Source organism: Glycomyces luteolus (genome assembly GCF_027622875.1).
GTDB classification, from domain to species: Bacteria; Actinomycetota; Actinomycetes; order Mycobacteriales; family Micromonosporaceae; genus Glycomyces; species Glycomyces luteolus.
In genome coordinates this window covers 35903-54553 of sequence record NZ_JAPZVP010000026.1, presented here as the reverse complement: position 1 = coordinate 54553, position 18651 = coordinate 35903, and the positions used below count along the sequence as shown (strand labels likewise).

22 protein-coding genes are annotated in these 18651 nt (G+C 70.4%); 13 read left to right on the top strand and 9 right to left on the bottom strand.

Translation table 11 applies throughout. The features are described from left to right. Window positions 1-179 precede the first annotated feature (179 nt). The gene (tsaD, locus tag O1R50_RS23795; protein ID WP_270112747.1) at window positions 180-1238 is read left to right on the top strand and encodes a tRNA (adenosine(37)-N6)-threonylcarbamoyltransferase complex transferase subunit TsaD; all 1059 of its coding nucleotides are present in this window, start codon (window positions 180-182) and stop codon (window positions 1236-1238) included. A 1-nt stretch (window position 1239) separates the two neighbouring features. Here the strand turns inward: tsaD and O1R50_RS23790 are convergent, their stop codons facing one another. Beyond that, window positions 1240-1647: a hypothetical protein gene (locus tag O1R50_RS23790; protein WP_270112746.1), complete on the bottom strand. Its 408-nt coding sequence runs from the start codon at window positions 1645-1647 to the stop codon at window positions 1240-1242. 59 nt (window positions 1648-1706) lie between these two features. Here O1R50_RS23790 and O1R50_RS23785 point away from each other — a divergent pair, with 59 nt between their 5' ends. Continuing rightward, window positions 1707-2312 (top strand): TetR/AcrR family transcriptional regulator, encoded by a 606-nt coding sequence (locus tag O1R50_RS23785; protein ID WP_270112745.1) that lies wholly within the window; start codon window positions 1707-1709, stop codon window positions 2310-2312. Here the strand turns inward: O1R50_RS23785 and O1R50_RS23780 are convergent. Further along, a complete protein-coding gene (locus O1R50_RS23780) occupies window positions 2290-3438 on the bottom strand; it encodes a Cmx/CmrA family chloramphenicol efflux MFS transporter (RefSeq protein WP_270112744.1) in 1149 nt (382 codons plus the stop codon). The two genes, O1R50_RS23785 and O1R50_RS23780, sit on opposite strands and share 23 nt — an antisense overlap. Before the next feature lie 213 nt (window positions 3439-3651). Between O1R50_RS23780 and O1R50_RS23775 the strand changes: the two genes are divergently transcribed. The 5 genes from O1R50_RS23775 (at window position 3652) to O1R50_RS23755 (ending at window position 8489) form a co-directional block, all read left to right on the top strand. After that, window positions 3652-4230: a mycothiol transferase gene (locus O1R50_RS23775; RefSeq protein ID WP_270112743.1), complete on the top strand. Its 579-nt coding sequence runs from the start codon at window positions 3652-3654 to the stop codon at window positions 4228-4230. 130 nt (window positions 4231-4360) lie between these two features. Beyond that, the gene (locus O1R50_RS23770) at window positions 4361-5308 is read left to right on the top strand and encodes a phosphotransferase (RefSeq protein ID WP_270112742.1); all 948 of its coding nucleotides are present in this window, start codon (window positions 4361-4363) and stop codon (window positions 5306-5308) included. 78 nt (window positions 5309-5386) lie between these two features. Beyond that, on the top strand, window positions 5387-6856 hold the full coding sequence (locus tag O1R50_RS23765) for a serine hydrolase domain-containing protein (RefSeq protein WP_270112741.1): 1470 nt from the start codon (window positions 5387-5389) through the stop codon (window positions 6854-6856). Next, window positions 6856-7839 carry a sensor histidine kinase gene (locus O1R50_RS23760; protein WP_270112770.1) on the top strand — a complete coding sequence of 328 codons (984 nt, stop codon included), beginning with the start codon at window positions 6856-6858 and terminating at the stop codon, window positions 7837-7839. Before O1R50_RS23765 ends, O1R50_RS23760 begins: the two co-directional genes overlap by 1 nt. After that, window positions 7836-8489 carry a response regulator gene (locus O1R50_RS23755; RefSeq protein ID WP_270112740.1) on the top strand — a complete coding sequence of 218 codons (654 nt, stop codon included), beginning with the start codon at window positions 7836-7838 and terminating at the stop codon, window positions 8487-8489. Before O1R50_RS23760 ends, O1R50_RS23755 begins: the two co-directional genes overlap by 4 nt. A 173-nt stretch (window positions 8490-8662) precedes the next feature. Here the strand turns inward: O1R50_RS23755 and O1R50_RS23750 are convergent, their stop codons facing one another. Both O1R50_RS23750 and O1R50_RS23745 read right to left on the bottom strand, forming a co-directional pair. Then, window positions 8663-9400, bottom strand: a complete 738-nt coding sequence (locus O1R50_RS23750) for a class I SAM-dependent DNA methyltransferase (protein WP_270112739.1) — start codon at window positions 9398-9400, stop codon at window positions 8663-8665. Window positions 9401-9426: 26 nt separating this feature from the next. Continuing rightward, window positions 9427-10110, bottom strand: a complete 684-nt coding sequence (locus O1R50_RS23745) for a DUF402 domain-containing protein (protein WP_270112738.1) — start codon at window positions 10108-10110, stop codon at window positions 9427-9429. An 84-nt stretch (window positions 10111-10194) separates the two neighbouring features. Between O1R50_RS23745 and O1R50_RS23740 the strand changes: the two genes are divergently transcribed. Both O1R50_RS23740 and O1R50_RS23735 read left to right on the top strand, forming a co-directional pair. Further along, window positions 10195-10893 (top strand): hypothetical protein, encoded by a 699-nt coding sequence (locus tag O1R50_RS23740; protein ID WP_270112737.1) that lies wholly within the window; start codon window positions 10195-10197, stop codon window positions 10891-10893. A 14-nt stretch (window positions 10894-10907) separates the two neighbouring features. Next, on the top strand, window positions 10908-11468 hold the full coding sequence (locus O1R50_RS23735; protein ID WP_270112736.1) for a hypothetical protein: 561 nt from the start codon (window positions 10908-10910) through the stop codon (window positions 11466-11468). 88 nt (window positions 11469-11556) lie between these two features. Here the strand turns inward: O1R50_RS23735 and O1R50_RS23730 are convergent, their stop codons facing one another. Beyond that, window positions 11557-12582 (bottom strand): NAD(P)/FAD-dependent oxidoreductase, encoded by a 1026-nt coding sequence (locus O1R50_RS23730; RefSeq protein ID WP_270112735.1) that lies wholly within the window; start codon window positions 12580-12582, stop codon window positions 11557-11559. A gap of 78 nt (window positions 12583-12660) precedes the next feature. Here O1R50_RS23730 and O1R50_RS23725 point away from each other — a divergent pair, with 78 nt between their 5' ends. After that, the gene (locus tag O1R50_RS23725) at window positions 12661-13515 is read left to right on the top strand and encodes a phosphotransferase family protein (RefSeq protein ID WP_270112734.1); all 855 of its coding nucleotides are present in this window, start codon (window positions 12661-12663) and stop codon (window positions 13513-13515) included. A gap of 118 nt (window positions 13516-13633) precedes the next feature. On the opposite strand, the gene O1R50_RS23720 is transcribed toward O1R50_RS23725, so the two are convergent. Further along, a complete protein-coding gene (locus O1R50_RS23720; RefSeq protein WP_270112733.1) occupies window positions 13634-13999 on the bottom strand; it encodes a VOC family protein in 366 nt (121 codons plus the stop codon). A gap of 89 nt (window positions 14000-14088) precedes the next feature. Between O1R50_RS23720 and O1R50_RS23715 the strand changes: the two genes are divergently transcribed. Together O1R50_RS23715 and O1R50_RS23710 are read left to right on the top strand one after the other, a co-directional pair. Next, complete coding sequence (locus O1R50_RS23715; RefSeq protein ID WP_270112732.1) at window positions 14089-15027, top strand: helix-turn-helix transcriptional regulator; 939 nt, start codon at window positions 14089-14091, stop codon at window positions 15025-15027. A gap of 267 nt (window positions 15028-15294) precedes the next feature. After that, complete coding sequence (locus O1R50_RS23710; protein ID WP_270112731.1) at window positions 15295-15585, top strand: hypothetical protein; 291 nt, start codon at window positions 15295-15297, stop codon at window positions 15583-15585. Between the two features lie 192 nt (window positions 15586-15777). Here the strand turns inward: O1R50_RS23710 and O1R50_RS23705 are convergent, their stop codons facing one another. Further along, on the bottom strand, window positions 15778-16572 hold the full coding sequence (locus tag O1R50_RS23705) for a phosphotransferase (protein WP_270112730.1): 795 nt from the start codon (window positions 16570-16572) through the stop codon (window positions 15778-15780). After that, window positions 16562-17083, bottom strand: a complete 522-nt coding sequence (locus tag O1R50_RS23700) for an 8-oxo-dGTP diphosphatase (RefSeq protein WP_270112729.1) — start codon at window positions 17081-17083, stop codon at window positions 16562-16564. The genes O1R50_RS23705 and O1R50_RS23700 overlap by 11 nt, the downstream gene beginning before the upstream one ends. A gap of 78 nt (window positions 17084-17161) precedes the next feature. Between O1R50_RS23700 and O1R50_RS23695 the strand changes: the two genes are divergently transcribed. Continuing rightward, window positions 17162-17785 (top strand): hypothetical protein, encoded by a 624-nt coding sequence (locus tag O1R50_RS23695; protein ID WP_270112728.1) that lies wholly within the window; start codon window positions 17162-17164, stop codon window positions 17783-17785. Between the two features lie 66 nt (window positions 17786-17851). Here the strand turns inward: O1R50_RS23695 and O1R50_RS23690 are convergent, their stop codons facing one another. Beyond that, window positions 17852-18592, bottom strand: coding sequence for a YwqG family protein (locus O1R50_RS23690; RefSeq protein WP_270112727.1), 741 nt, complete (start codon window positions 18590-18592; stop codon window positions 17852-17854). Window positions 18593-18651 lie beyond the last annotated feature (59 nt).

Below are 18651 nucleotides of genomic sequence, written 5' to 3'. Positions count from 1 at the left end.
GCCCGGCTGCCGCTTCACCTGCGCTAGTAGGCTCGAATGGAACCCGTTGGTGCGAGGGCTACGGTTGGCGGTCCAGGGTTGACTGCAATCCGCCCGGGACGCGGCAACGCGCCCTGCCATGCTCCGCATAGTCCAATTCCTCCCCGTCCCAAGGACGGGGCTTCCTTGGAGAAGATCAGGTGAAGAACGAACCCGTGGTGATGGGCATCGAGACCTCGTGCGACGAGACCGGTGTCGGGATCGTGCGCGGCCACGAGCTGCTGGCCGACGCCGTCGCGTCCTCGGTCGACGAGCACGCCCGCTTCGGCGGCGTCGTGCCCGAGGTCGCGAGCCGCGCGCACTTGGAGGCCATGGTGCCCACGGTGCAGCGCGCGCTCGACGACGCCGGTCTCACCCTCGACGATCTCGACGGCATCGCCGTCACCGCAGGTCCGGGCCTCGCCGGGGCGCTCATGGTCGGTGTGGGCGCGGCGAAGGCCTACTCGCTCGCCACCGGTGTGCCGCTCTACGGCGTCAACCACCTGAGCGCGCACATCGCCGTGGACACCTTGGAGAACGGCCCGATCCCCGAACCGGCGATCGGACTGCTCGTCTCGGGCGGCCACTCCTCGATCATGATGGTCGAGGACCTCGCCGGGAAGGTGACGCAGCTCGGCGCGAGCATCGACGACGCGGCGGGCGAGGCGTTCGACAAGGTCGCGCGCCTGCTCGGCCTGCCCTTCCCCGGCGGCCCGTACATCGACAAGGCCGCGAAGGAGGGCGACCGCGCGTTCGTGCGCTTCCCGCGCGGGCTCACCGCCGCGAAGGACATGGAGCGCCACCGCTACGACTTCTCGTTCTCCGGTTTGAAGACCGCCGTCGCCCGCTGGATCGAGGCCCAACGGGCCGAAGGCAACAACGTCCCCGTGAACGACGTGGCCGCCGCCTTCCAGGAGGCGGTCTGCGACGTGCTGACCCAGAAGGCGATCCTCGCCGCGAAGGAGCACGGCGTCGGCACGATCCTCCTCGGCGGCGGCGTGGCCGCGAACTCGCGCCTGCGCACCCTCGCGGTGGAGCGCGCCGAGGACGCCGGGATCACGCTGCGCTACCCGCGGCCGAAGCTGTGCACCGACAACGGCGCCATGGTCGCCGCCCTCGGCTCGCACCTCGTCACGGCCGGTATCGCCCCATCCGTGATCGACTTCCCCGCGAACTCCTCGATGGACGTCGAGATCGTGAGCCTCGCCAACCGCCTGTAACTCAGACCGCCTGGGCCGCAACCGGTTCGATCATTCTGCTCGCACGGCGGACGCCGACGAGGTAGAGGACCGACCCGACCACCGCAAGGATCCACGGCGAGGGCAGCAGGATCACGGTGTCGACCGCCGCCCAGGCGAGGACCGCCCAACCGAGGAACGCGGGCGGCACGATCCCGCGCCGGTCCATCCACAGCACGGTGAAACCGAGTGTCAGCATCGGCACGCCGAAACCGCCGACACTGAGCCAGTACCCGGCCATGGCCGGGCTCATGGCGATCACGCCCTCGTCCGGCCGCCACAGATCGCCGCTGAACCACGCGGCGGCGTGATCCGGCGCGACCAGCGCGAGGCTGAGCAGCGTGTGCCCGATGCCGAGGAAGGCGAAGATCCGTCCGGCCCACTTGATCATGACGACTCCTAATTACGGAACTGACAGTTTCAATACTCTTGGTTCCGTATCCTAAGGCCATGCCGGAACCGAAGCAACCCGTGGGCCGCCCCCGCGACAGCCAGATCGATCACGCCATCGCCAGCGCGACAAGGGCACTCCTGGCCGAGCGCGGCTACGCGAAGCTCACCGTGGACGCTGTCGCGTCCCGGGCCGGGATCGGGAAGGCGGCGATCTACCGGCGGTTCGCGACCAAGCAGGAGATGATCTTCGCGGCCACGGTGCACGACATGGAGGAGCAGCCACCGCCCGATTCGGGTTCACTGCACGGGGATCTCGAGGCGGTCTGCGAGGTCATCGCCGAGCAGCTCTCCACCGCGGCTCCCGACGTGCTGCACGGGCTCCTGGCCGACCTCCACGGCGATTCCTCGCTCGGCGCGCGGTTCACGGGGACGTTCATCGAGCGGGAGCGGTTCGTGATCGACACGGTGCTCGCGCGCGCGGTCGAGCGCGGGGAGCTGGCGGCGGCGCCGGACGCCGCGATCGTGCACGCCCTGCTGCTGGGGCCGATCTTCTACTGGCTGCTGATCCTCATCGGCGACCGCGACCGGCTGCCCGACCTGGTGCGGACCACGGCCGCCGCGGTCGCCGACACGTTGGCGGCTACCGCGCCGCCGTCCCGGTGAGCACGCGGCGGCCGGGCGCTGCGAGGCCCAGTGCCGCCGCGACGAGGACCGCGGCGGCCCAGAGCGGGCCGGTGTCGCCGGTGGCCAGTGCGATTCCGGCGAGGACCGGTCCGGCCGCCGCGCCCACGTTGAGGGCGGCGGTGGCATAGGCGCCGGCCATCGTCGGCGCGTCGGCGCCTTCGTGGAGGACGCGGGCGATGAGGGTGCTGCCGACCGCGAACGCCAACGCGCCCTGCGTGAATGCGAGCGGCAGCAGCACCGCGGGGTGCGCGGCCCAGAGGGCGAGGGCGCACCAGCCGAGCAGCAGGAGCGGGCCCGCGACGGCGACCGCCCGGCCGGGGCGGCGGTCGGAGAGGCGCCCGGCGGCCGTGACCCCGGCGAACGATCCGGCGCCGAACAGCACGAGGACGACGGGAATCCACAGGTCGCCGAGCCCGGCCGTCTCGGTGACGACGGGCGCGATGTACGTGAACGCGCCGAACGTCGCCGCGTTCACCAACGCGCCCAAGCCCATCACCAGGACCAACCGGGAGCGGCGGAGCACATTGAGTTCGGTGCGCAGCGGCGCTCCGTCCGTTTCACCGGTTGGCGGCAGGCCTCGGAGCACCCCGAGCGCGGCGGGCAGGGACAGCAGCGCGACCGCCCAGAACGTGGCGCGCCAGCCGAGCAACGCTCCGAGCAGCGCCCCGCCGGGCACCCCGGCGACGACGGCGATGGTCGTGCCGCCCAGCAGGATCGAGAGCGCGCGGCCTTTCCGGTCCGGCGCGACCATGGCGACGGTCGCGGTGAGCGCGACGGCGAGGAATCCGGCGTTCGCGAACGCCGCGACGATCCGGGTCGTGAACAGGACCGCGAAGCTGGTGGTGATCGCGCCGACGACGTGCGCGACCAGGAACAGGCCGAGGAATACGAGCAGCGTCGAGCGCGGCGGGCGGCGGCGGGCGAGGGCCGCGACGAGCGGGGCGCCGACGGCCATGCCGACGGCGAACGCGGTGGTGAGCAGACCGGCGGTGCCGACGGCGACGTCCAGGTCGGCGGCGAGGTCCGGTAGGAGGCCGGCGAGCATGAATTCGGAAGTGCCCATGGCGAAGACCGCCAGGGCGAGCAGATATACGGGAAGCGGCATCGGATGGCTCCGTGGTGTCGAGCGTTCGGTTGGGACGTCTCGTCACCGCGGCCAGCGGCCCCGGGTCATGCCTGAGCTAAGGGGCTGGCGGGTGACCGGCAGCCCCTGCCGTGTCCGATTCCGGATTCACCATGCGCGGGACTCTATGCGGGCGGGCCGGGCGGGCGCAACGCATTTCGCCCGGATGTCGGAGCCGCGGTCTACGGTGGCGGCATGAGTGAGAACGACTACTGGTGGGAGCCGCCGCTGGCGGGGACCGACGAAGCGCACCTGGTCGGGGCGCTCGACCGGCTGCGCGTGACGTTCCGATGGAAGACCGACGACCTCGATTCGGCCGGATTGAACACCCGGATCGGCGCTTCGACGCTGACCCTGGGCGGGTTGCTGAAGCACCTTGCGCGCGTTGAGGACGAGACGTTCAACTGGAAGCTGCGCGGCCGCGCGCCCGGCCCTGACTGGGACGAGAGCCTGCTCGACGACACCGATCACTGGGAGTTCACGTCGGCGGCCGAGGACTCGCCCGAGTTCCTGTACGACCTGTGGGACGCGGCGGTCGCGCGGTCCCGCGAGCGACTCGCCGCGGTCCTGGAGGAGGGCGGCCTCGACCAGCCCGCGCACCTCGAGTGGCCCGGTCGGGGTCATCTGAGCGTGCGCCGGGTGGTGTTCGACCTGGTGGAGGAGTACGGCCGCCACACGGGCCACGCCGATCTGCTGCGGGAGGCGGCCGACGGACGCGTCGGCGAGGACCCGCCGGCCGGCTGGCACCCGGTGAGCGGATCGGGCCGTGCCTAGGGCCGGCCTGCGGTCCGGCCGAGCCGCGCCGAACGCGGCCACCAGCCGTTTGCGCTGCCGTATCAGGGATCTCGGTGCTCACAATGCTTAACCGCTTGATCGCCGGCCTCAGCTCCGGAATGCTGGCGGCATGAGCGGCAACCCGACCTGGCCGAACGGCGAACTCCGGCTCGACCTCCCCGTCTTCCTGGCCCGCTTCGGCCTCGAAGCCCGCGGCGAAGCGGAGCCGCTGCTCGGCGGCGAGGACAACATCAACGCGCGCGTCGCCACCGACCGCGGCTACGTGGTCGTCCGCGAGTACGTCCGCTCGCCGCCCGCGAAGGTCGCGGCCGAACTCGCCCTCGTCTCGCACCTCGCGAAGCGCGGCTTCCCGACGCCCGCCCCGTTCACCGCCGAAGGCGGCGAACCCTTCGCTCTGGTCGCGGGCAAGCCGATCGCGGTGTTCCCCTTCGCGTCCGGCGACGTCCCACCCGCCATGTCCCCTGGACTCGCCGAGCAGTCCGGGACGCTTCTGGCCCGAATGCACACGGCCGCAACCGATTGGGCCGACGACCGCATCCCCGTCACCGACCGCGTCGGCGTCCTCGAAACGGGGGCCGCCGCCGACGTCGAGCTCGACGGGGCCGACCAGTGGCGCGAGGAGATCCGCAGGTTCCTCGACCGCCGGGCCGAGGCCCTGGACCTCCTCGCCGAACAGCCCGCAGGCCCGCTCCACCACGACCTCCACCGCCGAAACCTCCTCGTCGGCGACGGCCGGATCACCGCCGTCCTCGACTTCGACGAGCTCAACCACGGCCCGCTGATCCTCGACCTCGCCCGGCTCCTCCATTACGCGGCGCTTGAGCAACCCGACCGAGTGCTGCCGTCCGCAATCGCCGGGGCCGCGCTCGCGGGCTACCAGAAGGTCCGGCCCCTCACCCTGGCCGAACTCGAACTCCTCCCGGTCGCCTTCGATCTCGCGGGACTCGTCGACGCGACCGGATTCATCGTGTGGGCCGCCCCCTACCTGGGCGTCCGGCACGTCGAGGAGTGCCGCAGCTGGCTCGCCTACCTCGCCAACCGGGAGGACTCCTACTGATTACCCCTGACTTTCGTCAGGGGTAAGTCAGGAAATTCGACCGAAGGCGGCGGCCCCGAGAATCCATAGCCTTCAAACATGCACCCGATCGAACCGAAACACCCCGCGAGATCCAGACTCGCCAAGGGCGTCGCCGCCGCAGCGATCGCCCTCACCGCCTTCACCTTCACCTTCACCGCTCCGTCCGCCTCCGCCGCATCCGCGACCGAACCGACCCCCGAGTCGATCGACGCGTACCTGACCGACCTCTACGAGACCTCCGGCGTGCCCGGCCTCTCGGCGGTCGTGACCCGCGGCGACGAAGTGGTCCACGCCGCCGGGTACGGCCGCGATTCCAACGGCGAGAAGGTCACCGAGGACACGCCGTTCCGCGTCGCCTCCGTCTCGAAGTCGTTCACCGCCATGGCCGTCATGATCCTCGCCGAGGAAGGCGCGGTCGCCCTGGACGAGCCCGTCGTCGACCAGCTCCCCGGCTTCGACATGGCCGACGACCGGGTCGACGAGATCACCGTCCGCCACCTCCTCAACCAGACTTCCGGGTTCTCGGACACCACCATCGACGTCGTCGAACTCGAAGAAGCGACCTCCCTGGAGGACTACGTCGCCCGCCTCGCCGACGACGCCCTCGCCGCCGACCCCGGCACCGACTGGGCGTACGCCAACCCGAACTTCAACGTCGCCGCCCGCCTCGTCGAGGTCGCGAGCGGCCGACCCTTCGAGGAGTTCATGGAAGCGCGCGTCTTCAGCCCGCTCGGCATGGACCACAGCGCCACCCGGGACGAGATCGTGGATCCCGCGCTCGGATACAACTCGCTCTTCGGCGCCTGGATCGCCCGCGAGGAGGAGCCCGGGCTCCTCGACAACGCGGGCTCGGGCGGGATCATCACCAGCGCGGCCGACATGGGGCAGTGGCTGATCAGCCAGAACGGCCACGGTACGCAGCTGGTCTCGCCGGAGGGGCTGGAGGCGATGCACACGCCCACCGAGGTTCACGAGTACGGCATGGGCTGGGGCGTCGAGCCCGACGGCACCCTCGTGCACTCGGGGAACCTCACCACGTTCAACGCCGTCGAGTGGATCGACCCGGAGAGCGGCTACGGCATCGCGGTGATGACCAGCGGAGCGGGCTTGACCGACACCGCCTGGTCGGGTTTCGAAGGTCTGTCCGCTCTCGTCAAGGGCGAGACGCCGCCCGACCCGGGCCACGGGAGGCAATGGTTCGAGCTGGTGCTCGGGGCCCTGTCGCTGGCGGCCGTCGCGTTGGGCGCCTTGGCGGTCGCGCGGTCGCGCCGCTGGGCCGAGAAGCGGTCGGGCAGCCCGCTGTGGCGGATCGGCCTTCGCCTGATCCCGGCGCTGCTCCCGGTGGCGCTGTTCCTGAGTTATCCGTCGCTGGTGTCGCTCATCTCGGGCGGCCGCACGGTCACCTGGCGGGGGACGCTGTACTTCGCGCTGCCGCTCACGGTCACGCTGCTGATCGGGGCGCTCGCGGGAGCGGCGGTCGTGATCGCGCGCCTCGTCAGGCTGCGGTCGGTAGGCTCGGCCGCGTGATGAAGGGGATGCTGCTGGCGGCCATCGCGATGCTGGGCCTGGTCGACGGGGTGGCGACGTTCGCGGTGCCGATGTCCCGGCAGGGGGTCCTCATCCTGGTGGCCGCCGCGGCATACCTCTACGGCTGGCGGCTGGCGGTCCGCTACGGCTGGTGGATTCTAGGTTCGGTGGCGGCGTTGGGCGCCCTGCTCGCCCACAACTCCGATCGCGACCCGTTCAACGCCCTGCTCACGTTCGGCTCGTTCGTGGTGCTGCCGTGGCTGATCGGGCGCTTCCGGCGGCAGCAGGCCGACCTGATCGCCGCCGCGGCCGACCGCGTCACCCGGCTCGAACGCGAACGCGAACTGGTGGCGGGCCGGGCCAGGGCCCAGGAGCGGGCCCGGATCGCGACGGACATGCACGACTCGCTCGGCCACGAACTCGCCCTGATCGCCCTCCGCGCCGGAGCGCTCGAACTCGCTCCGGGTTTGACCGACGAGAACCGCGAAGCGGCCGCCGCCTTGCGGCGCAACGCGGTCGACGCCACCGACCGGCTGCGCCAGACGATCGGCATCCTCCGCGACGAACCGGCCCCGGCGGAACCGCTCGACGAGTCCATCGAAGCCCTCGTCGAGCGCGCCGCCGAAGCCGGCATGCGCGTCACCCTGGAGACCGACGCTGCGCCGCTCCCGCCGCTGGCGGGGAGGACCGTGCACCGGGTGGTCCAGGAAGCCCTGACGAACGCCGCCCGATACGCCCCGGGCGCGGAGGTGCGGGTCGGCGTCGCGGTCGCCGGCACGATCGCCGCCGTGTCGGTCCGCAACAGCGGCAGACGCAGCGAGATCCCCTCGGGCAAAGGCAGCGGCCTGGTCAGCCTGGACGAGCGGGTCCGGCTCCTGGGCGGCACGTTCAGGGCGGGACCGGTCGAAGGCGGCTTCGAACTGCGAGCCGAAGTGCCGCTGGAGCACTCGAAGATCGACGTGACATGGCAGGGGAGCCGATGATCCGCGTACTGCTCGCCGACGACGAGGCGATGATCCGGGCCGGAGTCGCGGCCATCCTCGCCACCGACCCCGGCATCGAGGTCGTCGCCGAGGCGGGCGACGGTGCCGAGGCCGTGGAACTCGCCCGCGCGCACCGCCCGGACGTCGCGATGCTCGACATCCGCATGCCGAAACTGGACGGCTTGGCGGCCGCCGCCGAACTCCGCAGGGTGATGCCCGAGGTCGCGGTGGTCATACTGACCACCTTCGACGAGGACGTGTATGTGGACCAGGCGCTTTCGCAGGGCGCGAGCGGCTTCATGCTGAAAGCCGCCGACCCGCGCGAACTCATCATCGGCGTCAAGGCGGTCGCCGACGGCGCCGCCTACCTCTCGCCGAGGATCGCCCAGCGGGTGATCGCCCGGCTCGGCAACGGCAGGCTCGAACGCGCCGCACCGGCGCGGGAACGCATCGGCGCGCTCACGCCGCGAGAGCGAGACGTCCTGGCCCTCATAGGAAAAGGAGAATCCAACCACGACATCGCCAAGCAGCTGCACCTGTCCGAGGGCACGGTGAAGAACCATGTGAGCACGATCTTCAACCGTCTTGAAGTGAAGAACCGCGTCCAAGCGGCGATCACGGCGTACGAAGCGGGCCTGGTGGACGGCTGAACGGCACCGCGACGCCCGGGGCCCACCTGAGGGGCGTGCCGCCAGCGATCCGCCCGCACCGCAGCCCGCGGAAGGCGAAGTCGCCGTCGAACTCCTCCACGTCGCCGACGGCACGGCGGTCATCCGCCTGAAGGCTGCGCGATCGTCGACCAGCGCTCACCCTCGGATTCGACCTAGCCGACGAGCCGATAGACCGATACGTGGTAGGGCGATTCGGCGGTGAACTCGCCGCCCTGCCAGTCGGCATGGCGGGCTTCGAGTTCGAAGCCCGCGAGTCTCGCCATGAGGTCGAGCTCGGACGGCCAGATGTACCGGTGGGGGCTGCGGCCCAAGCGCGCCCGCCGTGAATCGTTGAAGGTGAAGTGGTGGGAGACCACGTGCTGGTTGAGGGTGTCGTAGGTGTCGAGCAGGATGTATCCGTCCTCGACGACGCCGACGGTCGCCTTGCGGCCCGGCGGCAGCGCGCGCAGCTCGGGCACCCACAGCTCGATCACGAACCGCCCGCCCGGGACGAGATGGCGGGCCGCGTTCCGAAAGCACTCGACCTGGAGATCCTGGGTGAGCAGGTTCGAGATGGTGTTGAACACCAGGTAGGCCAGGTGGAACTCGCCCGGGGCCCGGACGGTCGCCATGTCGCCCTCGACTACCGGGAGCACCGATTCGTCCACTTTGGTGCGGAGCTGCGCGATCATGTCGGGGGACAGCTCGATCCCGGTCACCGGCACTCCGCGCTCGGCGAGCGGCACGCCCACGCGGCCGGTGCCGATCGCGAATTCGAGGGCGCGGCCGCCTTCGGCGAGCTCGGCGAGCCGGTCGATCGTCGGGTCGAGCACTTCCGGCGCGAACATGCCCTCGCCTGGGGTGTCGTAGCCGCGGGCCGTCTCGGCGTCCCAGATGTCATTGGATTCCATCGCCACAGGATTCCCCAGGCCCGCACTCATGTCGAGGGGTTTGCCGACCCCGTTCGCGGACGCAACGCAGGCGCGGGCATCGAACCGCGCCGGTCCCAATGCGGCGAGAGCGTCGTCGGCTCCCAAGCCGGGTCCGGCTTGAAGTCGGTCAGGGTGCCGTCGAAGGGGTACTTCCCGGCCTCGATCAGCGCGATGGCGCGCTCGCCCTCGGCGCGGATCGCGGCCGCCTCGTCCTCGGTCCAGTAGTCGGGGTGGCCGGTGCGCTCCGCGAACTCGTCCTCGTCCTTCCAGCGCCACTGCCGATCCGGCGTCACCCAGATGTCGAGCGCCAGGTCGCTCATGTCGAGCCCGCCCGCCCACCGCTGCGAGGGCGTCTCGAGGTTCACGTACCAGCCGAAGAACACACCGGCGGCGTCGAAGAACCACCAGACCGAATGCGAAGCGCCGGGCGGCGTCAACCACAGGACATTGGTCCCGGTCCATTCATGGGGCGTGAGCATCGTCGGCACCTCGGCCAGCTCGGCGACGCTGAACTTGCGTACCCGCTCCCCGGCCAGGGTGGTCCGCCACATGACCTGCGAGCCGGCCGAAGTCCACGTCAACACGCCGTGGGCGTCGTCGGCGATCACCCTCACCGCAGACGCCGAGGTCACGCGGCCGTCGGTGTGGATATCCCTGCGGACGACCGTCTGGCCGATCTGAAAGCTCATGGGCCCCAGCGTAGACAGCGATAATCTGAGCGGAACACGGTCGGGGCGTCTGAGCCGCGACCCGGCAGACGACCTGGAGGCTTCTTGACGCCCGTCCAACCCGACCACCCCGGCCTGCGATCGCACTACGAGCGCGAATGGAACGAAGGCCGGACCGCGTTCACCGACGGCACCTTCCGCCCCGATCCCGTTCCCCGCGACGGCGATCCGCGCTTCGGCCTCAGCCTCGTTGTCAGTACCGCCGGCGCTTTCGCCGATCAGATCGCCGCCGAAACCGAGACGATCGCCTCGCTCTGCCGCGGCACCCACCTGAACTACGTCCCAAGCGACCTGCACATGACCGTGCGGAGCGTCGAGGGCTACCAGGACACCGTGCCCCAGCGCCAGATCGACCACTACCTCGGCCAACTCAAGCAAGCAGTCACGGACCTCGGTCCCATCTCGGCCTCCTTCGCGGGCCTCGGCGGCTCCCCTGGCGGCCTCTACGTGCGCGGCTACCCGAACGCGGCCCTGCTGGAACTGCGCCGCCGCCTGCGCGACGCCCGCATCCCGTTCGGCAACCTCGGCCCAGCCGGAGGCGACGGCGACCGCTACCGCGACAACGCCCACATTTCCCTCCTCGTCCCACGCGAGGCCGTCCCCGAGCCGGAGGTCGCCGCCTACGTCGATTCCCGCACGAGCGTCGACTTCGGCTCCATCACCTGCTCCCAAATCTCCCTCGTCGTCTGGCGCCCCACCGTGCGGGCCGCGAACATCGAGGAGATCGACAGCATCACCTGGTAGCTCGAGGAGAGCTGATGTTCATCATCGAGTGGACACCGCATCAACGGAAGTCGCAGCAGGACATCGACGAGCTGTTCGCCGAACTCCAAGAGTCCATCGCGATCGACGGCCCGACCGATTTCGCCGTGCTCGTCTACGCCGCCCAACTGCTCGAGACCGACTACGTGCTCGCCGAGGCCCGCGGATTCGAGCACGTGCTCACGCTCGACTACGCCGACATCGTCGACTGCTTCGAGAGCATGGACGCGGCGCTGGAGTCGCTCGAGGCCGGGCGAACCGGAGTCATCGAGTTCTACTGCGGCCCAGGCAGTGCATGGCCCGTGTTCGAGTCGGACGCCGACGACGTCCGCCTGTTCCTGACGCCTTGGCTCGAGGCGGCGGGACTCGACCTGTCGCAACCGCTGCCGGACCAGGTCAAGACCTACTCGTCGGCCGCGACCGGACGCGCCCAGCTCATCGACCACTTCGGAGAACTGCGGCGCTCATTCGCGCGTTCCGTCGTCGCACACGATCCCCGATACGGCCAGTACGAACCGATCCGCCGCTGGTCGACCGACGTCAGCGACAAAAGCTAATTCCCCGACACGCCGTCGGGCACTAGAACCGGTTTCGAGTCGGCCGTCAGCGCGAAGCATCCGCGAGCCAAGGTGTTCGTAGAGGGCATCAGTTGAACCGGTCCGGGCGGCAGGCGGCGAGCTCGGGAGCCGGTACCCCGGAGACGATTTCCGCAGCCGCAAGGTTGCCGGCCGCGGCGGCCAAGGTGATCGCCGAGTGCATCACGGTGACGTACAGGCCCCGGCTGCCCGCGGGGCGGCCGATGACCGGTTCCCCGTCGGCAGGCATCGGGCGCCAGCCGATCTCGGCGGAGAGAATCTCCGTGCCGCCGGCTCCCGAGAAGCAAGCGGCGAACCGGTCCCGGACACGTCGGGCGGTCGCTTGCAGCGCGGCCTGGTCCGCCTCACCGCGATACGCCGTGGGGGCGAGGACCGTACCGTCGTTGAGCTGCCGGACCTCCAGCGACGGCGTCGCGACGATCGTCCGGACCAGGCGCGGCGTGGCGCGCAACCGGACCATGACGGCAGGCGACGGCTCGATGGGCAGCGTGATGCCGATGCCGGCGCACAGGGCGACTGTGCCGGTCCCTGCGGCCAGGACGACGGTCTCAGCAGGAACGACTCCGGCGGTCGTCCGAACGCCGGTCACCGTGCCCCCCTGGTGGACAAGAGCGGTCACCAGTACCCCCGTCAGCAACCGCGCGCCCCGGTCGCGCGCTGCGGCGACCAGGAGATCAGTCGTCGCGACCGGGTCGAGCGCCGCGTCTTCCGGGCGATGGATGGCGACTGTCGGTGGATCGAGCAGGTGCGGTTCCAGCGCATGGACATCGTCGGTGTGCGGCCCTGGGGCCTCGTCGAAGCCGTCCCAGCAGATTGAACCCGACCACTGGATCGACAATTCGGGAAGCTCCGCCTCCAGCCGCCGGTACTCGTCTAGTGCGAGGTAGCGCAGTGGCGCCGAGGGCAAGTCGCTGACGAGCGGGCGTCCGATCCAGGCGAAAGAAGCGCGGGTGGCGCCCGAACCCGGCAGGCCTGCATCGATCAACGTGACGGGTCGGCCGCGCCTGGCCAGGTGGTACGCCATTGACGCCCCGATGATGCCGGCGCCAACCACGACAACGCTTCCATCCGCCATCCCGGTTTTCTATCAGGTGAGACACTGCCGCGAAACCGAATATCAGACAACTTGAATCGAGCGCTTAGGCTTCCCGCAATGACCCATTCATTCAGCGCGCTCTCGTCGCGCCAGCGCGCACTGGTCGAAGCGTGGCTCCCCGGTCTCGAACTCGAAGCCGACATGAGCTGGGGACTCGTCGAGACCACCGTTTTGCGGGCGCGGGCAGGAGAACGGACCGTCGTCGTCAAGGCCGGCGGTGCCTCGGACCATCACATCGAGCGGGAGATCCGCGCGCACCGCGAGTGGACCGGGCCGTGGCTTCGGCAGGGCAGGGCCGCCCGGATGCTCTTCGCCGATGCCGACACCAAGGTCCTGGTCACGGAGTACCTTCCCGGGACGCTGATCCAGGGGACGGAGGCGGCCGCGGAGCTGGACACCTACGTGCAGGCGGGAGAGCTGCTGCGCGCCTTCCACGCGCAGTCGGCGATCGAGGATCCCGACTACGAGGCCAGGATGAACGCCAAGGCGCTGGCGTGGCTGGATGCCCCGCACCGGATCGATGCGGACGTCGCCGAAACGCTGCGGGCCATGGTCCGCTCCTGGCCGTCGGCCACCGCGACCTGCGTTCCGACGCATGGCGACTGGCAGTGCCGGAACTGGCTCATCGACGACGCCGGGACCCTGCGGGTGATCGACCTGGGCCGCGCGGGTCTGCGACCGGCGGCCGAGGACTTCGAGCGCCTGGCCGTGCAGGAGTTCGTCTGGCATCCGGGCGCGGAGGAGGCGTTCCTGTCGGGCTACGGCAAGGACCCGCGCGAGCCCGACGCCTGGTTCCGGCAACGCGCCCGCGCGGGTATCGGCACCGCCTGCTGGGCCTTCCAGATCGGCGACCGCGGATACGAAGACCAGGGCCACAGGACGCTCGCCGCCATTCTCGCGGAAGCCTCCTAGGCCGTGTTCGAGCGTTGAGGAAGCCTCCGGTTGCATCTGCCGCGCTGCAACACGATCCAGCCGGAGGCTTGTCGGGCGTGACGGCACGCAGGGACCTGACCGACGTACCGAACCCGGCCTAGTCGACCGGGGCGACCCGGATCAGGTTGCCGTCGGGGTCGGCCACGAGGAAGGTGCGACCGAAGGCGTCGTCGTACGGTTCGGTGATGACCTTGGCGCCCTTGGCCTTCCACTCCTCGTAGAGGGCGTCGACCGAGGCCGGGGCGTCCTTGACGGCGATGCACAGCTCACTGGTGCGGTGGTTGACCTCGGCGAGGTCGAACGGGACCCGGCTCCACAGGGCCAGTTGGATGCCGCCGCCGAGGTCGAAGGCGATGAACCCGGGCGTCTCGAAGACCGGCTTCAGGTCGAAGAGGTCGCCGTAGAAGCGGGCCGAGGCGGGGGCGTCGGCGACGTAGACGATGAACTGGTTCGGTGCGGGCATTGGCTGCCGTCCTTTCGATTCGCGTTGACCGGGCCACCGTAGGAGCGAAAGACGTCAGGAACTGTCGGGTTCCCGAGGAGAATCGGGGTGTGACTCCCGACAAGTTCTTCTCGCTCGTCCTGGCCCTCCAGACCCGCCCCGAGACCACGGTGGCCGCGATCGCCGCCGAGACCGGGTCGTCCGAGCGGACCGTCCAGCGCGACCTCAGATGGCTCCAGGACGCGGGCTTCCCGGTGGTGCTGCGGCGCGGCCGCTACGGCGGAGTGTTCATGCTCCCGGGCCGGACCCTCGACGTGACCCGGCTGACCCCGGGCGAGCGGGACCAGCTGGCGCTCAACGGACTCGACGACGAGCAGCGGCGCCGGCTCGGCGTCGCCGAGGAGGGCGGGCGGGCCCGCCGCAAGGTCGCGGCCCGCGCCGAGGGCGACCTGCTCGCCGTGAACGACCTGGTGGTCAGCGACAACCGGCCGTGGTTCGGCCGCGAACCCACCGGGACCTCCCCCGCGGCGCTCATCGGCGACTTGCGCACGGGTGCGCGCCTCAAGATCCTCTACGCCCGCGAAGGCGGGGAACCGCGCTGGCGCACCGTCGACCCGTACGGGCTGCTCGCGAAGGGGGGACGCTGGTACCTCATCGCCGACGAGCTCGGGAAGGCGCGGATGTGGAACCTCGCCAGGGTCGAGCGGTGGGAGGCGCTGCGGACGCCGCGGCGGCTGCGCCCCGGCGCGGGCCTCGCCGCCACCGCGCGCGAGCTGACCGAGCGGTGGGACGCCGGGGGCGGACTCGAAGTGCGCTTCGTGCTCAGGGACCGCCAGCGCGGGCGCGCCGAGCGGATCTTCGGTTCCCGCCTGGCCCTCGGCGAGGCGGCCGAACCGGGATGGACGCACGCCGTGCTGCGCTGCCACGTCCTCGAAGAGGTGTGCCAGCTCCTGTCGTTCGGCGACTCCGCGACGGTCCTCGACCCGCCCGAGGCCCGCGAGAAGGTCAAGGAGCTGGCGGCGAGCATCCTTGCGCACTACGGGGACTGATTTGCAGGGACCGGTCCCGCGCCGCCGCGCTTAGCATCGGTCCATGGACGCTTCAACCGCCCCGCGGGTCGTCGCCCCCGCACTGCTCCTCCTGCTCGCGGCCGGCTGCGCCGGCGAGACCGGGACCTCGAACCCGCCCCGGAGTCCTCGAACGCCGCGACCACCGCTGGGGCGACCGAACCCGAGCCGAGTCCGACCCCCGAGCAGCCGACCGCCGCCGACGGGACCGACTACGCCGCCTGCGGCGACGGCAGTTGCGAAGTGGCGGTGAGCGAACCGGTGGACATCGGACTCGACGGCTTCACGTTGCAGGTCACGGCCGTCACCGAGGACGGCGTCGACATCACCGCCGAACGCGGCGGCGGCACCACCTCCGCGGGGATCTCCGGCGGCTACTGCGTGGCCTTCCTGACCGAGAACGGCGTCCAGTCCGGCTGCTACGGCGCGTTCGTCGGCGACGAGCGCCCGCCGGTCCCCGAGGCCGAGGCGGGGGTGCTCATCGTGGAGCTGCTCGACTTCACGGCGGGAACCGCGATCGTCCGCATCACTTCGCTCTGAGCCTCCGGCCGGAACGTATTGCAGCACCACAGTTTCAAATGGCCTATACACGGTTCGACCGCCTGCGACCCGAACGGGATTGGGCCGCGTGCTCGATCGCCGCTGCGATCCCGATGCTCGTGTTGCTCTGGTCCATTGCGGTCTGAGGCGACACGGACAGGGTGGACCTGGGACGCTCGATGCCTCCGCGCTTCAGGTTGGTTCCGGATCAAGCAGGGTGTCTCGGAGCGCCGCCAGTTTCGCTGCGGCGGCCATGAAGCCTCGGTCGTGGCGTTCCCGGCGCTGCGCTTCGAATCGCGGGTCGCCGGCCTGGATGCGTTGGCGGAGGAACATGCCGGTCGAGTGCAGGCGGAGGATGGCGTCGTCGACGACGTCCTCCTGGTCGAGTCCGCCGTAGGCGTCGCACAGGAGGGCGAGCCGGGCGCGGCGGTCCGGTGGGCGGTCCCAGCCCCAGCTGGATATGTCGTCGCCCAGGTGGAATGGGACGAACTGGTGGGCGAGGTAGGCCATGTCCCAGGACCGGGTCATCGGCCCGGCCGCGTCCCAGTCGATGATGCCGGTGACTTCGGTGCCCGCGAAGACGATGTTCCATGGCGCCAGATCGCCATGCCCGATGATCTCCCCGCCGACCGGCCGGCAGGTCTCGAGCGGATGCCACTCGTAGGATTCGCGATCGGTGAACGACACCGAAAGGTCGTGGAGCGTCCGGGCGGCTCGCGCCACCGCGACGAGTGCTTCCTCTGACCGCAGGGCTTCGGTCAGCGGCGGATAGCCGGTGACGCCGGGAATATAGGAGAGCCGTTCGTGCTGTTCGGATGTTTCGAGGAGGCGAGGCGTAAGGCTGCACCCCTTGTCGGCGAAATGCCGAAGCAGCGCACGCGAACCCGAGTTGTCGACGGTGGGGTGCCGCACCACGGTGTCGCCTTCGCGGCGTACACCGGCGAACCGGCCGCGCGCCATTTCGTCGTCGCTCGGATCAGCCGGCATCGCCGATGGCCTCTCGATCCTCTGGGGCGGGAACGATCCGGCTCGTCGCCACGGTCTCGCAGTCTTCGGCGAACACGAACTCCGCGTGGAGCCGCTGCCCGGCCAGGACCTGCGGGAGCCAGTAGCGGTTGTCGTCCCACATGTCCTGGACCGGCAGGTCGTCGATCGGGTACCAGCGCGGGGCGATCTCCGCGGTTTCATATGCGTCCCCGGTGAACCGGTCGCCGACGAATACCGCGACCCGCATGTCCCACTCGGGTCTGACCGGGAACCGGAAGACCACGTTCGCCGCCTCGCGGAGGTCGCGTGCGGCGACGATGAGGCCCGACTCTTCGGCGGTCTCGCGCGCTGCGGCTTGGGCTGCGGTCTCGTCCGGTTCCACGTGTCCGCCGAGTCCGACGACCTTGCCGGTGCCCATGCCGAGCTTCTTGCGCCGCCCGAGCAGGACTTCCCGTCGCCCGTCTGGAGTTCGGCGGGTGAGGAGGCACAGGCACATCGGTGTCAAGGTCATACGGCATTCTCGCAGCCTCGCGAGTTGAGCGTGCGCAATCCGGTTGCCTCGTAATCGGTTCCGTCCTAGCCTGCGGTGATGTGGAAGCCCATGATCGATGCCGGCCTGGTCCGCGAGCGGATCGTCGAGGAGCTCGGTCCGGTCACCGCTTGGGAGGCGATCACCGAGGGCGAGAACTCGCAGGCCTACAGCGCCGTCACTGACGGCCGGGAGCTGATCGTCCGTGTGAACCTCCGGCGCGAGGGATTCGCCTTGGACGAGTGGGCGGGATCGCTGCGGCTCGGCGGCGGTGTTCTGGTTCCCGAGGTGATCGCCATCGGCGCGATCGATGAAGCGTGGTTCTGCGCCAGCACTCGCCTTCCCGGGACCAGACTCTGCGACCTCGAAACGCCAGCAGTCGCCGCGGCGGCGCCTGCCGTCGCCGCGGCGCTTCGCCGGATCAGCGGCCTGCCGTTGGCTGGCGCTGGCGGCTATGGGGGCGTCGATCCGTCGACGGGCAAGGGCCGCAGCCCTTCCTGGGCGGGTGCGGTAGCGTGGGGTGTCCCGCGCTCCTGGTCCGCGATCGCCGATCGCGCCGGAGGACTTGCATCGGCTGCGCTGCTACATGCTCGTCACCGGGCTGCGGTCGGCGTCCTTCTACCTCAGCGGAACGCGCGGGCCCGAACTCGACCTGATGATCGACCAGCTCCGAGCCGTCCCTGAAGCGCCCGAATCGATCGCGGACCTCCTGCCGCAGTCGGCCTGAACCCTCGGTCGCGGTGGCACCGCCTAGTGGCAGCTCCAGGAGAACTCGACCCGGTCGAAGCGCCGCGCGGCGAGGTCGTCGCGGCTGATGGACCATTCCGAGGTGCCGCAGTCGCCCCAGACCATGCCGGCGTCGGGGTCGAAGTCCATGCGGACCAGGAGGATCGGCAGGTCCAGCGCCTCGGGTCCGGGAGTGCCGGGGAGGTCCGGGATCTCGGAGGTCGGCGCGCACGGGAAGTCGTACTGGGCGCTGAACGCGTAGTGCCCGCCGATGCGGTGATCGCCGCAGGTCGGAGGCTCCGGATGGTCGATCTCGGTGGCGAGCATCTTGGCGAGACCTCGGTAGTAACCGGCCGGTCGGCCGCTGAGGTAGGGATGGTCCTCCGCGGGCCGGGTCGGTTCCACCACCGCTGCGAGGTCGATCCGCCCCGGCGGGACGAAGCCGAGGTCCTCCGGGCACTGCCGGTCCTGAAGTCCCGCAGTGTCCTCGAAGTACATGACCTCGGGCTCCGCGAACTCAGTGTCGAGGAAGAACAGCAGCACTCCGCTGTCGGGGAGATCGATGCCGATGCGGGGCAGGGCGCTCAGGTCCAGGGTCATGAGGTAGTCCTTCGGGCTCCCGGACTCGTCCCGAGGCCACGCGACCTCCGGAGGCAGCGCGGGCCTGCCCGCGACCGAGGCGACGACGGGCCGACCGTCGGCCCGGCGAAGGCCGATCGAGTCCCGCCAGAGCGCCTGCCATTCGGCGAGTCTGTCCGGTTCCACTGACACTCCAAAGGAATTGGGGATTCGCGGCCAGGGTATTGCACGGCGGCAGTAGGATC